At 72.4% G+C, this 13,682-nt stretch carries 9 protein-coding genes and 1 pseudogene; 2 read left to right on the forward strand and 8 right to left on the reverse strand.

The window, feature by feature from the left end; all coding sequences use genetic code 11:
- Positions 1-34: 34 nt before the first annotated feature.
- Together purH and purN are read right to left on the reverse strand one after the other, a co-directional pair.
- On the reverse strand, positions 35-1,609 hold the full coding sequence (purH, locus tag M2157_RS19385) for a bifunctional phosphoribosylaminoimidazolecarboxamide formyltransferase/IMP cyclohydrolase (RefSeq protein WP_280865822.1): 1,575 nt from the start codon (positions 1,607-1,609) through the stop codon (positions 35-37).
- Entirely contained in the window at positions 1,606-2,253 is a 648-nt protein-coding gene (gene purN, locus M2157_RS19390) for a phosphoribosylglycinamide formyltransferase (RefSeq protein WP_266521313.1), read from the reverse strand. Before purN ends, purH begins: the two co-directional genes overlap by 4 nt.
- 291 nt (positions 2,254-2,544) lie before the next feature.
- Between purN and M2157_RS19395 the strand changes: the two genes are divergently transcribed.
- Positions 2,545-3,333: a hypothetical protein gene (locus M2157_RS19395; RefSeq protein WP_280863023.1), complete on the forward strand. Its 789-nt coding sequence runs from the start codon at positions 2,545-2,547 to the stop codon at positions 3,331-3,333.
- Between the two features lie 670 nt (positions 3,334-4,003).
- Here the strand turns inward: M2157_RS19395 and M2157_RS49135 are convergent.
- Positions 4,004-5,282: pseudogene (locus tag M2157_RS49135) on the reverse strand (DUF6350 family protein); the annotation flags it as partial.
- Positions 5,283-5,327: 45 nt separating this feature from the next.
- Here M2157_RS49135 and M2157_RS19405 point away from each other — a divergent pair.
- Positions 5,328-6,218 carry a sigma factor-like helix-turn-helix DNA-binding protein gene (locus M2157_RS19405; protein WP_280863025.1) on the forward strand — a complete coding sequence of 297 codons (891 nt, stop codon included), beginning with the start codon at positions 5,328-5,330 and terminating at the stop codon, positions 6,216-6,218.
- 122 nt (positions 6,219-6,340) lie between these two features.
- Here the strand turns inward: M2157_RS19405 and sucD are convergent, their stop codons facing one another.
- The 5 genes from sucD to M2157_RS19430 all read right to left on the reverse strand — a co-directional run bounded on the left by sucD (position 6,341) and on the right by M2157_RS19430 (position 13,604).
- Positions 6,341-7,225 (reverse strand): succinate--CoA ligase subunit alpha, encoded by an 885-nt coding sequence (gene sucD, locus M2157_RS19410; protein ID WP_046261564.1) that lies wholly within the window; start codon positions 7,223-7,225, stop codon positions 6,341-6,343.
- A 21-nt stretch (positions 7,226-7,246) separates the two neighbouring features.
- Complete coding sequence (gene sucC, locus M2157_RS19415) at positions 7,247-8,425, reverse strand: ADP-forming succinate--CoA ligase subunit beta (protein WP_280863026.1); 1,179 nt, start codon at positions 8,423-8,425, stop codon at positions 7,247-7,249.
- Between the two features lie 458 nt (positions 8,426-8,883).
- On the reverse strand, positions 8,884-10,791 hold the full coding sequence (locus M2157_RS19420) for a hypothetical protein (RefSeq protein ID WP_280865824.1): 1,908 nt from the start codon (positions 10,789-10,791) through the stop codon (positions 8,884-8,886).
- A 182-nt stretch (positions 10,792-10,973) separates the two neighbouring features.
- Positions 10,974-11,978 (reverse strand): hypothetical protein, encoded by a 1,005-nt coding sequence (locus M2157_RS19425; protein ID WP_280865825.1) that lies wholly within the window; start codon positions 11,976-11,978, stop codon positions 10,974-10,976.
- Between the two features lie 249 nt (positions 11,979-12,227).
- Positions 12,228-13,604 carry a VWA domain-containing protein gene (locus M2157_RS19430; protein ID WP_280865826.1) on the reverse strand — a complete coding sequence of 459 codons (1,377 nt, stop codon included), beginning with the start codon at positions 13,602-13,604 and terminating at the stop codon, positions 12,228-12,230.
- Positions 13,605-13,682: the final 78 nt, after the last annotated feature.

Here is a 13,682-nt window from a genome sequence, read left to right on the forward strand (position 1 = left end):
TGTCGATCGCGGCGCCGCCCTGTGAGGTGTTCCGTCAGTGGAAGAAGTGCCGCGTCCCCGTGAAGTACATCGTGATGCCGGCCTTCTGCGCGGCCTCGACGACGAGTTCGTCACGCATCGAGCCGCCCGGCTGGACGACCGCCTTCACACCGGCTTCCAGAAGGACCTCCAGGCCGTCCGGGAACGGGAAGAAGGCGTCCGAGGCCGCGTACGAGCCCTGCGCGCGCTCGGCGCCGGCCCGCTCGACGGCCAGCTTCGCCGAGTCCACCCGGTTGACCTGCCCCATGCCGACGCCGACCGACGCGCCGTCCTTGGCGAGGAGGATGGCGTTGGACTTGACGGCCCGGCAGGCCCGCCAGGCGAAGGCGAGCTCGCCGAGCTCGTCCGCGCTCAGGGCCTCGCCGGTCGCCAGGGTCCAGTTCGCCGGGTCGTCGCCCTCGGCCTGGAGGCGGTCGGTGACCTGGAGGAGCGCGCCGCCGTCGATGGGCTTGACCTCGGCGGGGTGCGCGGGGGCGGCCGGGGCCTTCAGGACCCGGAGGTTCTTCTTCTTGGCGAGGGCTTCGAGGGCGCCGTCCTCGTAGTCGGGCGCGACGATGACCTCGGTGAAGATCTCGGCGACCTGCTCCGCCATCTCCTTGCTGACCGGCCGGTTGACGGCGATGACCCCGCCGAAGGCCGACAGCGGGTCACACGCGTGTGCCTTGCGGTGCGCCTCGGCGACGTCCGCGCCGATCGCGATGCCGCAGGGGTTGGCGTGCTTGATGATCGCGACGGCCGGCTCGGTGTGGTCGTACGCGGCACGGCGGGCGGCGTCCGTGTCCGTGTAGTTGTTGTACGACATCTCCTTGCCGTGCAGCTGCTCGGCCTCGGCGAGGCCGACCCCCGTGCCGTCGACGTAGAGCGCGGCGGGCTGGTGCGGGTTCTCGCCGTAGCGCAGGGTGTTGCGGCGCTCCAGGGTGGCGCCGAGGAAGTCGGGGAAGAGCGACTCGTCCACGGGGGCGTAGGAGCTGGCGAACCAGCCGGCGACCGCGATGTCGTACTCGGCGGTGTGCCGGAAGGCCTCGGCGGCGAGCCGCTTGCGGGTGGTGAGGTCGAAGCCGCCGTCCTTGACCGCGGCGAGGACGTCGCCGTACCGCGCGGGGCTCGTGACGATCGCGACGGACGGGTGGTTCTTGGCGGCCGCGCGGACCATCGACGGGCCGCCGATGTCGATCTGCTCGACGCACTCGTCGGGGGTGGCACCGGAGGCGACGGTCTCGCGGAACGGGTAGAGGTTGCTGACGACCAGGTCGAACGGCTCGATGCCCAGCTCCGCCAGCTGCTGCCGGTGGTCCTCGAGCCGCAGGTCGGCGAGGATGCCGGCGTGCACGCGCGGGTGCAGGGTCTTGACGCGGCCGTCCAGGCACTCGGGGAAGCCGGTGAGCTCCTCGACCTTGGTGACGGGGACGCCGGCGGCGGCGATACGGCCCGCGGTGGACCCGGTGGAGACGAGTTCGACGCCGGCTTCGTGCAGCCCGCGGGCAAGCTCTTCGAGCCCGGTCTTGTCGTAGACGCTGACGAGCGCGCGACGGATGGCCCGCTTGCCGTTCTCGATGCTCTCGGCGGTCACTGGATAACTACCTTTCGTCCCTCAATGCGATAGCCGTTGCGGGCGAGCCGCCCCACGACCTCGACGAGCAGCCTTCGCTCGACTTCCTTGATGCGCTCGTGCAGAGCGCTCTCGTCGTCCTCGTCCCGGATCTCCACCACGCCCTGGGCGATGATCGGTCCGGTGTCGACGCCGTCGTCGACGAAGTGGACGGTGCAGCCGGTGACCCTGGCTCCGTACGCGAGCGCGTCGCGCACTCCGTGGGCCCCCGGAAAACTGGGCAGCAGCGCGGGGTGGGTGTTCACGAACCGGCCGCCGAAGCGCGCGAGGAACTCCTTGCCCACGATCTTCATGAACCCGGCGGACACCACGAGGTCGGGTTCGTACGCGGAGACGGCCTCGGCGAGGGCGGCGTCCCACTCCTCGCGGGTCTCGAAGTCCTTGACCTTGCGGACGAAGGTGGGAATCCCGACCCGCTCGGCCCGCGCGAGCCCCTCGATGTTCTCGCGGTCCGCCCCCACGGCCACGATCTCGGCACCGTAGGCCGCCGCGCCGGTCGTCTCGATGGCGTCAAGGAGCGCCTGTAGGTTCGTACCGGATCCGGAGACCAGCACGACCAGTCGCTTGACCGGCCTGGCCTGCTCGGCCACGGGCTTGGCGGCCACGGCGGGGCCCTTTCTCGGGGGGAGCGTTTGTACGGTCGTACGAATGCTTCGAGCCCCGGGATACGGGGAAGTCTACGAAGCGGCCGAACGTCAGCAACGATACCGGCACACCGGGAGGCCCCCACGGGACGGGGGCGTGGCCGGAAGGTAGCGTCTGGGAGGGACCGGTCCGGGAACGCGGGTGGTGCGCGGTGCGTTCACGGGGTGAGGCCCGCGCCGACGGGCCCACCGAACCGTTCCATCCACGCAAACCGTGCAAGTCACATCCTTCAAGGGGAAGACGCTCACTTGATGTCGGACCGCAGCCTGCGACTCCTCACGCTCCCCCAGCAGTCGGTGCAGGGAGGGGTGCGCAGCGGCATGCTGCTGCGGGAGCAGCCCGCCTCGCCGCCGGACGCTCCTTCCTCCGACAAGAAGAACGACGAGGGGCGGGGCGGTACGGCCGAGGACGACAACCCCTTCGCGCCGCCGCCGGAGGGCGCCCCGGACCGCCCGTGGCAGCCGCGCCGCCCCGAGGGCTCGGACGACGGCCAGGACGACGGCACCCGAGGACGCACCCCGTGGGGCAGTCAGTGGAGCGACCGCCAGCCGGGCCGCTCCGACGGCGGCTTCGGCAACCGCCCGGGCGCCGGCCCCGGCGGCGGCCCGGAAGGACAGGGCAACGCGGGTCCGGGCCCGCGCTGGGACCCGACGGACCCCGCTCAGCGCCGCGCCCGCTACGCCCTGCTCTCCGGCATGTGGGCCTTCTTCTTCGCCCTCTTCGGCTGGCTGTATCTGGCCCTGCTCCTGGGTGCCCTGGCCCTGTACTGGGGCATCAGCGCGTTGCGCGCCAAGCCCCGCACCCCGGACCCCGACACTCCCGTTCCGCCGCAGTCGGCCCGCCCCCAGACCACCGCCGCGGTGAGCGGCCTGGTCACCGCCTCCCTGGCCATCGCCCTGGTGGCGGGGGTCTTCACCGCGCGGCTCGTCTACGACGAGTACTACACGTGCACGAACGACGCCCTCACCAACCAGGCGGAGAAGGCGTGCGCGGACCTGCTCCCGAAGGAACTCCGGGGCCTGCTGGCCGAGAACAACTGACGCGTCAGTCGGTGGGCGGGGGCTTCTCCGGGGATTCCTCCGGCGGCGTGGCCGCCTCTTTCAGGGCCGCCCAGCGGGTCTCGTGCGACGTGTCGTCGTACCAGGGCGTCGGCGAAGGCACCGGCTCCGTCTGGGGCACGGCGGGCAGGAAGTCGTACGGCTCGTAGGTGTCGTCCCGGTAGTGGGGGGCGTAGATGCTGTCCTGGTCGTGGCGGGCGTAGGTGTCGTGCTGGTCGTGGGGGTCTTCCTGCGGGCCAGCCACCTCCACCGAGCCGACACCGGGATCGGTCCCAGGATCGGTCCCAGGGCCGATCCCCGGGGCGACCCCAAGGCCTGTCCCGGGGGAGGCCCCAGGGGCTGCCCCAAGGCCGGTCCCATGGGCTGTCCCAAGGCCGGTACCCGGGCCGGGGCCCGAGCCGACACCGGGATCGGTCCCAGAGCCGATCCCCGGGGCGACCCCAAGGCCCGTCCCAGGGGAGGCCCCGGGGGAGGCCCCAGGGGCTGTCCCAAGGCCGGTCCCAGGGCCGGGGCCGAGACTGCCCCCGGGGGCTGTCCCAAGGCCGGTACCCGGGCCGGGGCCGAGACTGGCGCCGGGGGCGGTCCCAGCCGCGCCCGTCGCCTCGCGACGCGAGGGCCTGGGCACCGACGGCACCCACTGCCGCGGCCCGCCTCGCGAGCGGCCCCGCCAGGCCCGTACCGCCAGCGCCACCGGAAGTCCCACCCCCGCGATCCAGCCCACCACCGCTCCACCCACCTGCCACCACACCGGCCCGAACCGGGCCAGCGCCCCCACCCCCAGCGGCCCGCCGGCCAGCCCGGCCAGCACGGCGACCGCCCCGGCGCACAGCACCGCCGCCCAGCACACCGCACCCGCCGTCCGCCCCCGTGACCACCCCGTGGCCGCGGCCCGCCCCACGAACCACCCCACCACCGCCCCGGCCACCACCGGCACCACCCCCGCCGCCCAGTGCGCCGGCCCCCCGGGCCCCGCCTCCGGCACCCCGGCCAGCAGCGGAAACTGCGGCAGCATCGGTGCGGGATCCGAGGACAGCGGCCCCACCACATGCCCCGTGCCGAGGACGAACCCGGGTCCGACGGCGTATCCCGCCGCCCACACCGCGGCGTTCGGCACCAACGTCACACACAGCAGCAGGACGGCGAACCGTCCCGACCAGCCCTCCGTCAGCTGCAGAAAGGAGACCCGCGTCGCCGCGCCGTGCGCCACCAGCGACACCCCCAGCAGCACCGCCCCGCCCCCGACGAGCACGGAGATCCCGGCCGCCGCGGCTCGTGCCGCCACAGAGAACCGGGCCCGGGCGTCCGCTCCGGGAACGAGCCGTCGCATCCCGCGGGGCAGCACCACCCAGTACGCCGTCCACGGCGTCGGAGGGACGGCCGTACGCCGTCCACACCCCCACGCCGGCCGCGCCCATGACGAGCACCGGCAGGCACACGCAGGTCCACACCCAGGAAGGCCGCAGTGCCCCGCCGGACGCGTAGAGCGCGGCGGCCGCGGCGACCGGAAGGTACCCGAGCACGACCCCCGCCCACGCGGTCCGCCCGGAAGCCGTCGGCGAGTCCTCGTCCTCCGAGGCCGCGTCCCGCGCCGCCCGGTGCACCAGCCACAACGGCAGCGCCAGCAACAGCAACGGGGTGACGCCCACGGGCGCCGGAACCCCGGAGAGCGTGTCCGTCCGGACCAGCTCGACCCCGTGCGCGAGCAGCCACAGCGCCGCGGCCACGTGCAGCGCGCCACCCGGACCGCTGTCGGGATACGGCGAGCTGATCCACAGCATGATCACGAGCACGGCGAACGAACCGAGCCCCAGCCCGGCGGCCACCGCGCCACCCAGGAGGCCGGCGGCCAAGCCGGGCCTCCGGTCGCGCAGGCGGGCGCGCAGGGGGGACAACGGGGTGCGGCGAGCGGTCATCTGGATCACGACCGCCATGCTCCCAACGACACGCGCTTTCCCGTCGTAACAGGCGAAGCTCCGATGTGTCGCTCAATATACATCTATGTACTTTTTCGTACGAAGGGGCGCCTTGTGACGGTTCCTCAGCAGGAGCACGAGGAGCTCCCGGCCACCCCCCTGACACCCGCTCAGGCCTTCGACGCGCTGTACGCGTTCTGCGCCCCCGCGCTCGTCCGGCAGGCCTACCTGCTCACCGGCCGCCGCGAGCTCGCCCGCGAGTCGGTCGAGCGGGCCTTCCAACTCGCCTGGCAGCGCTGGCCCGAGGTGGCGGTGGACCGGGACCCGGCGGGCTGGGTACGGGTCATGACGTACGAGTACGCCCTCTCCCCCTGGCACCGTTTCCGGCCCCGCTACCGCAGCCCCGAGGCACCCGTCGCCGACCCGTCCGACCGCGCGCTGATGGCCGTGCTCCTGGAACTCCCGCCGTCACAGCGGCGCACACTCCTGCTGTACGACGGCGTAGGGCTCGATCTTCCGGAGATGGCGGCGGAGACGGAGGCGAGCACCCGGGCGACGGCGAACCGGCTGATGAACGCGCGCTCGGCGATCGCGGCACGGCTTCCCGACCTGGCCGACCCCTCCGCCCTGCACGAGCGCCTGGTCTCGCTGGCCTCCAGGGAGCGGTTGCGTGCCGCGCAGCCGCCCGCGGTGCGGGCGGACAGTGAGCGCCGGGCCCGCCTCTGGACCAGGGCCGCGATCGCGTTCACGGTCGCGCTGATCGGCACGACGGCGCTCACGATCCGAACGGCTCCGACGCACTACGAGCCGCCGATCGCGCCCGGGGCGGAGGTGCAGGGGGTGCCGGCGCGGGTGGCGCCGGGGTCGCTGTCGGGGGCGGAGACGAAACTGCGCGAGAAGCTGCGGGAGGAGACGACGAGCGGTCCGCAGAGGCTGGTACCGGTCGGTCGTTGACCGCGCGACCGGCCACGACGCACCCGCACCCGTCCGACAACCGGACCGGCACCCCGGGACGCGCCGATGGGCCCGCTCCAACCCACGGAGCGAGCCCATCGACGTACAGCCGGCTGGGTGATTCAGCCGGCCAGGATCTCCCGCGCCAGCTTCGCCGTCTCGGTCGGCGTCTTGCCGACCTTGACACCGGCGGCCTCGAGGGCCTCCTTCTTCGCGGCGGCCGTGCCGGAGGAACCGGAGACGATGGCGCCGGCGTGGCCCATCGTCTTGCCCTCGGGCGCGGTGAAGCCCGCGACGTAGCCGACGACCGGCTTCTTCACGTTCTCCGCGATGAACGCGGCCGCACGCTCCTCGGCGTCGCCGCCGATCTCACCGATCATCACGATCAGGTCGGTGTCGGGGTCGGCCTCGAACGCGGCGAGCGCGTCGATGTGCGTCGTACCGATGATCGGGTCGCCACCGATGCCGACGGCGGACGAGAAGCCGATGTCCCGCAGCTCGTACATCATCTGGTACGTCAGCGTGCCGGACTTCGAGACCAGGCCGATGCGGCCCGGCTTGGTGATGTCGCCCGGGATGATGCCGGCGTTGGACTGGCCCGGCGTGATGAGACCGGGGCAGTTCGGGCCGATGATCCGGGTCTTGTTGCCCTGCGACACGGCGTACGCGTAGAACGCGGCCGAGTCGTGGACCGCGATGCCCTCGGTGATGACGACCGCGAGCGGGATCTCGGCGTCGATGGCCTCGACGACGGCGGCCTTGGCGAAGGCCGGCGGCACGAAGAGGACGGACACGTTGGCGCCCGTCTTCTCGATCGCCTCGGCGACCGTGCCGAAGACCGGGATCTCGTTGCCGTCGATGTCGACGGACGTGCCGGCCTTACGGGGGTTCACGCCACCGACGATGTTGGTGCCGTCGGCCAGCATGAGCTTGGTGTGCTTCATGCCCGTGGCACCGGTCATGCCCTGGACGATGACCTTGCTGTCCTTGTTGAGGAAGATAGCCATGGCTGTATCTGTCCCTCTTCCTTACTTCGCAGCCGCGAGCTCGGCGGCCTTGTCGGCCGCGCCGTCCATGGTGTCCACGCGCTGCACCAGCGGGTGGTTGGCGTCGGAGAGGATCTTGCGACCCAGCTCGGCGTTGTTGCCGTCGAGGCGGACGACGAGGGGCTTGGTGACGTCCTCGCCCTTGTCCTTGAGCAGCTGCAGCGCCTGCACGATGCCGTTGGCGACCTCGTCGCACGCGGTGATGCCGCCGAAGACGTTGACGAAGACCGACTTGACGTCGGGGTCGCCCAGGATGATCTCCAGGCCGTTCGCCATCACGGCCGCGGACGCGCCGCCGCCGATGTCGAGGAAGTTGGCGGGCTTGACGCCACCGTGCGCCTCACCGGCGTACGCGACGACGTCCAGGGTGCTCATGACGAGACCCGCGCCGTTGCCGATGATGCCGACCTCGCCGTCGAGCTTGACGTAGTTGAGGTTCTTCTCCTTGGCGGCGGCCTCGAGCGGGTTGGCCGCGTCCTTGTCCTGGAGGGCCTCGTGTCCCGGCTGACGGAACTCGGCGTTCTCGTCGAGGGAGACCTTGCCGTCCAGGGCGATGACGTCACCGGAGGCGACCTTCGCCAGCGGGTTGACCTCGACGAGGAGGGCGTCCTCCTTGATGAAGGTGTCCCACAGCTTGACGAGGACGTTCTCGACCTTGTCGGCGACCTCGGCCGGGAAGTTCGCGGCCTGGACGATCTGGCGGGCGACCTCGGGGGTCACACCCACGTTGGCGTCGATCGGCGTCTTGGCGACGGCCTCGGGGCGGGTCTCCGCCACCTCCTCGATCTCCATGCCGCCCTCGACGGACGCGATGGAGAGGAAGGTGCGGTTGGCGCGGTCCAGGAGGAAGGAGACGTAGTACTCCTCCACGATCTCCGGAGCCGTCTCGGCCATCATCACCTTGTGGACCGTGTGGCCCTTGATGTCCATGCCGAGGATGTTGGTCGCGTGCTCGACCGCCTCGTCGGGGGTCGCCGCCAGCTTCACGCCGCCGGCCTTGCCGCGGCCACCGACCTTCACCTGAGCCTTGACGACGGACTTGCCACCGAGGCGCTCGGTGGCTGCGCGGGCCGCCTCAGGCGTGTCGATGACTTCACCGGCCAGCACCGGTACATCGTGCTTGGCGAAGAGGTCCCTCGCCTGGTACTCGAACAGGTCCACGCGCTTCCGTCCCTATCAGTGATCTCGCGGTTCGTTGTCTGCGTGGGCGTGCCGCGAGGGCAACGTGACGTCCGACCGTGTCTGTCACAAGGGAGGCGCACACGGTGTCCGAGCGCGCGGCATGTCCGTCTCGCAGGTTATCGCTGCTTGCGGGAGGCCCCTAAATCGAGGGTCACACCTGAGCGGTGATACCTGTCACATGATGCCGCGCTCACTGGCACGGCGTGCCGTGTGTGAGGGCGCCGGGACGCTTCGACGGGGCATGGGGAAGAGCCTCACCGGGTTGGGGTCGACCCGGTGAGGCCCCTTGTGCGGCCTCTTCTTCAAGGGGCCCGGGCGGTCGATCCCCACCCCAATGGGGACCTCTTCGCCCCGTCCGTGAGGTTCCGGCAGGACAGACCGACGGCTTTCGGCCGTCCGGGGCCCGTCACCTCACGGAGTCGTTCGGCGGGTGACGCTCAGGCGCGGTACTGGATGTCCTGCGCGTAACCCGGCGTGAGGGACTCGGCCACGCCCTGGACACCGGTGACGGCGTGCCCGGCGAGCGGTCCGGCGGTGTCCTGGACGGTCCCGGTCAGATCCCCGGCGAAGGGGCCGACCTGCCCGACGACGGGAGCGGCCTCGCCGACGACGCCGTACGCGAAGGGCGTGACGTCGCCCGTGACGCCGTACGCCAGCGTCGTGGCACTGCCGGCGACCGGCTCGACCGTCCGGGTCACGGTGTCGACGACAGGCTGGACAGCCTCGGTGACACCGTGCGCGAAGGCCGGGACCTCACCCGCGACGCCGTACGCCAGGTCGGTGGTGTGTCCGGCGACGCCGTAGGCGAGCGGCGTCACGTCGCCGACGACTCCGTACGCGAAGGGGTGGACGTCCCCCGTGACGCCGTACGCCAGGGTGGTCGCGTCCGCGACGGCCTGCCCGGCGACCGGCACCACGCCGTGCACGGCGGTGTTCACGACCGGGGGCAGCACGGCGTCGGTGGTGTCCTGGGCGACCTGCCCGACGAGACCGGTGGCGTAGGGCGGCACGCCGGCGACGACACCGTCGACGACCGGGAGCACGCCGGCGACCGTGCCGGTGGCGTACGCGGCCACGCCGTGCTGGATCCCCCCGACTCCGGCGACCGCGCCATCGGCGACGGGCCGCACGCCCTGGACGGTGCCGCCCACGACCGGGGACACGTCCCCGACGACTCCGTACGCCAGCGCGGTCGCGGCACCCACGGCGTGTCCGGCGATCTGCGCGACCCCGCCCACGGCCCCTTCGGCGACGGGCGTCACGCCGCCCACCGCGCCGGTGGCGACCGGGGTCACTCCGCCCACGGTCCGCCCGACGGCGGGTACCACCCCTTCGGCGACCGGCGCGACACCGTCCACCGCCTGCGCGGCGACCGGCACCACTCCGTCCACGGTGGCGGTCACGACGGGCGGCACGACCGCGGCGACCGTCTGGTCGACGACGGGGGTGACGGTCCCGGGGACGCCCGCGACGGTGCCGAGAGCCTGTCCATGGACACCGCTCACCGTGCCCGTGATGTGGCTCGGGACGGAGGAGACCGTGGCCCCGGCGGCGGCCGTGACGGCGGTGGCCTCGGCCCCGGCCGCGTCGGAGACGCCGGCGATCCGGCTCTGCGCTCCGGCGAACGTGGCGTGCGCGGCGCCGGTCGCGCCCGCGACGGTGTGCTGCTTCTTCGTCCGTACGACACCGTCGACGCCCTGCGCCTGCGAACGGGCCGCCGACTGGGCGCCCTGCAGCTTCGTCTGGGCGCCGGCCAGGGCCCGCTCCACCTCGGGGGCGAAGGCCGCGAGGGGGCCGAAGAGGTAGTCGACGCCGTGCTCGGGAGCGGTGGGTGTGCTCGGTGCGGTGGGCGCGGCGACGTCGGAGGCCTTGACGGCCGCGGCCTGCGCGGCGTTGGCCTTCGCCTCGGCCTGCGCGGCCCGGGCCGCCTTCGCGCCCTGGATGGCCGCGGCGCCCTTCACCTTGGACGCCTTGGCCTCGGCGGCCTGGGACACCCGCGGGACCGTGGCCTTCGTGTCCGCGTGACGGTGGGCCTCCTCGGTGGTGTCGGCGGTCGCCTTCTGCGCGGTGCCGGTGGTGTCGGCGACGGTGGTGGTGAGGTCGGAGACGACGCCGTCGACCGTGCCGTCGAGTGTGTCGGTGACCGTGCCGAGAGTGTCGGTGACCGTGGTGTTCGTGTCGGTCACGGTGTCGGACGCGGTGTCCGTCGCCGTGTCGGTCGCCGTGTCGGTCGCGGAGAGGGAGGTGGCCGGGAGCTCGTCCGCGCTGGCCACGGCGGAACCGAGTGCCCACGCACCGGTGACACCGGCGGCTATGACGATGGAACGGCGGATGTTCTTGTTCATGAGTGCGTCAGATCCCTGGATCTTGGGGTGCCTGGAGAGGCATGGGGACATCTGGAGCCACGAGGCTCCTGGGGGCAGGGGGATCCGTCCGGAGATCTGAAGAGATCTGGGGGGTGTCCGAACGGCCGGGGCAGACCTGTTCCGCCCCCGCGCGGCAGGTCAGCTGCGGGGGAAGGTCTGCCCTAGCCGGGGAAGACGGGGATGTCCCGGTGCCTGTCCCGGGTCCCGGCCGCGTCGACGCTCGCGGCAGCACCGGGCACGAGCCGCAGCGGCGCCCGGTTCTCGAGGGTGACGGCGTGCGCGTCGCCGTGTCGCGGCGAGCCGTTGTCCACTGCCGACTTGCCGCCCAGGGCTCCGCCCTGGTTGTCGGAGGGCGCCTGGTGCGCGGGCGCGTGGGCGGTGGAGGTCGTGGTGCGGTGGGCGGAGTCGTGCGCGGCGGCCCCGGTCACGGTGCCGTGACCGGCGAACCGCGGCCCGTAGACGGCGCCGTCGCCCGCGGAGCCCTCGTCGTCGGTCGGCTTCGTCGCCGCGTGATCACCCGGCTGGGGCTGCGGCGCCGAGGTGACCGGCGCGGGCGCGGGCAGAGTCCCGACCGGGATCCCGGGCAGGCCCGGCACCGTAGGGGGACCCGGCACCGTGGGCAGGGTCGGCCACGACGGGGCCTCCGGGAACGACGGCAGCGTCGGCCACCCCGGCAGGGTGGAACCCGCCGGTATTCCGACCGTCTCGGTCAACCCCGTGGTCACCGTCTCGACCAGATCACCGACCGGCCGCACGACACCGCCGGCCACGGCCCCGACGACGTCCTCGGTCACCGGGCGGAGAACCTTGTCGTCGGCCGGGTGGGTGAGGGCGTCGGCGCCGGGCTTGGGGGCAACCGGCGCGGGAGAGCTGCCCTTTGCCGTGGCCGTGGCCGTGTCCGTGAACGTGGGTGTGGCGGTTGCGGTGGCGGTGGGTGTGGCGGTGGTCGTGTGCTTCGCCATCGGCTCGGCCGACGGTTTCACCAGTTGCCCAGCCGCCTGGCCCGGCAACGCCCCGATGCCGTCGGCCGCCTGTGCCTGCTCCCCGCAGAGGAAACCGAGCACGAACAACCCACCCACCAGCAGCCCCACTTGCAGCGCACGCCGCCCAACCGCCGCGCGCAGCACGCGCACCGCGGCACCGGGAAAGGCTGCTGACCAGGTCAAGAGGGGGCGGGTCCTTCCGTGCGACGGAACAAAGCGAAGCGAAACGGAATGGAACGGAATGGAGGGGAACGGAGGGGAACGGAGGCGAAAGGGAAACGGTGGGGAAGGGTGAAGACTGTGGAGACGCCGATCCTTGCACGGGGTGCCCGAGGTCGCGCAAGTCCCCTGTTACCGATGCGTAGGCATGTCCGTTTTGCTGGGCGAAGCCGCAGGTCACCGGGTCGACAAATCACCACGAGCGACCGGGGTTCACACCGGGTCGGGTATCGGAAGCGGCCGCTTCTCGATGGCCGCCGCCATCACCTCCGGGAACAGGTCGGGAGTGCAGGCGAAGGCCGGTGCGCCCAGCGCGGCGAGCGCGGCCGCGTGCTCCCGGTCGTAGGCGGGCGCCCCCTCGTCCGACAGCGCGAGCAACGTGACGAACTGCACCCCGGACGCCTTCATCGCCGCGACCCGCTTCAGCATCTCGTTGCGTATGCCGCCCTCGTAGAGGTCGCTGATCAGCACCATCACCGTCTCCGCGGGCCGGGTGATCTGCGACTGGCAGTACGCCAGCGCCCGGTTGATGTCCGTGCCGCCGCCGAGCTGGGTACCGAACAGCACGTCCACCGGGTCGTCGAGTTGATCGGTGAGATCGACGACCGCCGTGTCGAAGACGACGAGCCGCGTGTCGATCGACCGCATGGAGGCCAGGACCGCACCGAACACGGATGCGTAGACGACGGACGCCGCCATGGACCCCGACTGGTCGATGCAGAGAACGACCTCCTTCTTCACCGACCGGGAGGCCCGGCCGTATCCGATCAGCCGCTCCGGCACGATCGTCCGGTACTCCGGGAGGTAGTGCTTGAGATTGGCCGAGATCGTGCGGTTCCAGTCGATGTCGTGGTGGCGCGGCCGGCTGATCCGGGCGCTGCGGTCGAGGGCACCGGTGAGCGTGGCGCGGGTGCGAGTGGCGAGCCGCTTCTCCAGGTCCTCGACGACCTTGCGCACGACGGCCCGTGCCGTCTCCTTCGTCGTCTCCGGCATCGCCTTGTTGAGCGACAGCAGCGTGCCGACCAGGTGCACGTCGGCCTCCACCGCCTCCAGCATCTCCGGCTCGAGGAGCAAGGTGGACAACCCGAGCCGGTCGATGGCGTCCCGCTGCATGACCTGGACGACGGAGGAGGGGAAGTACGTCCGGATGTCCCCGAGCCACCGCGCCACGGACGGCGCCGAGGCCCCGAGTCCCGCCGAACGGTCCTTCCCCGCCTGTCCCTTCCCGTCCCCCCTGCCGTAGAGCGCGGTCAACGCCCCGTCCATCGCGGCATCCTGCCCATTGAGCGTGCACCCGGTCCCATCGGCCGCCTCCCCACCCAGCACAAGCCGCCAACGCCGCAACCGCTCGTCCGCGGGGGCTGTGGTGGAAGAGGCGGGGGCGGAGGAGGCCGGCGAGGAAGAGGCGGAGGAGGCAGGGGCGGAGGAGGAGGCAGTGAAGGAGGTGGCGGTGAGGGCGTTGACCGGAACCAGCGCCGGGGCCGACGCCGGGCCCTTGCTCGGATGCCGCGCTGGATTCATCCGCGGGCGCGGGCTCCTGGCCGGATCCGTCGTCTCCGGCGTCGTCAGGTCGTTCGGCTCGGTCGTCATCCCCGTGCTCCCGTCCGGAACCGGTCCCAGAGCGGGACCACGGCCACGCCGGTCACCGGGCCGTGTTTCGCCCGGGAC

Source organism: Streptomyces sp. SAI-127 (assembly GCF_029894425.1).
Taxonomy (GTDB): Bacteria; Actinomycetota; Actinomycetes; order Streptomycetales; family Streptomycetaceae; genus Streptomyces.

Coding starts and splice junctions, on each gene's coding strand:
- M2157_RS19395 (WP_280863023.1), top strand. CDS start 2,545: ATGTCGGACCGCAGCCTGCGACTCCTCACGCTCCCCCAGCAGTCGGTG.
- M2157_RS19405 (WP_280863025.1), top strand. CDS start 5,328: ATGTGTCGCTCAATATACATCTATGTACTTTTTCGTACGAAGGGGCGC.
- sucD (WP_046261564.1), bottom strand. CDS start 7,225: ATGGCTATCTTCCTCAACAAGGACAGCAAGGTCATCGTCCAGGGCATG.
- M2157_RS19420 (WP_280865824.1), bottom strand. CDS start 10,791: ATGAACAAGAACATCCGCCGTTCCATCGTCATAGCCGCCGGTGTCACC.
- M2157_RS19430 (WP_280865826.1), bottom strand. CDS start 13,604: ATGACGACCGAGCCGAACGACCTGACGACGCCGGAGACGACGGATCCG.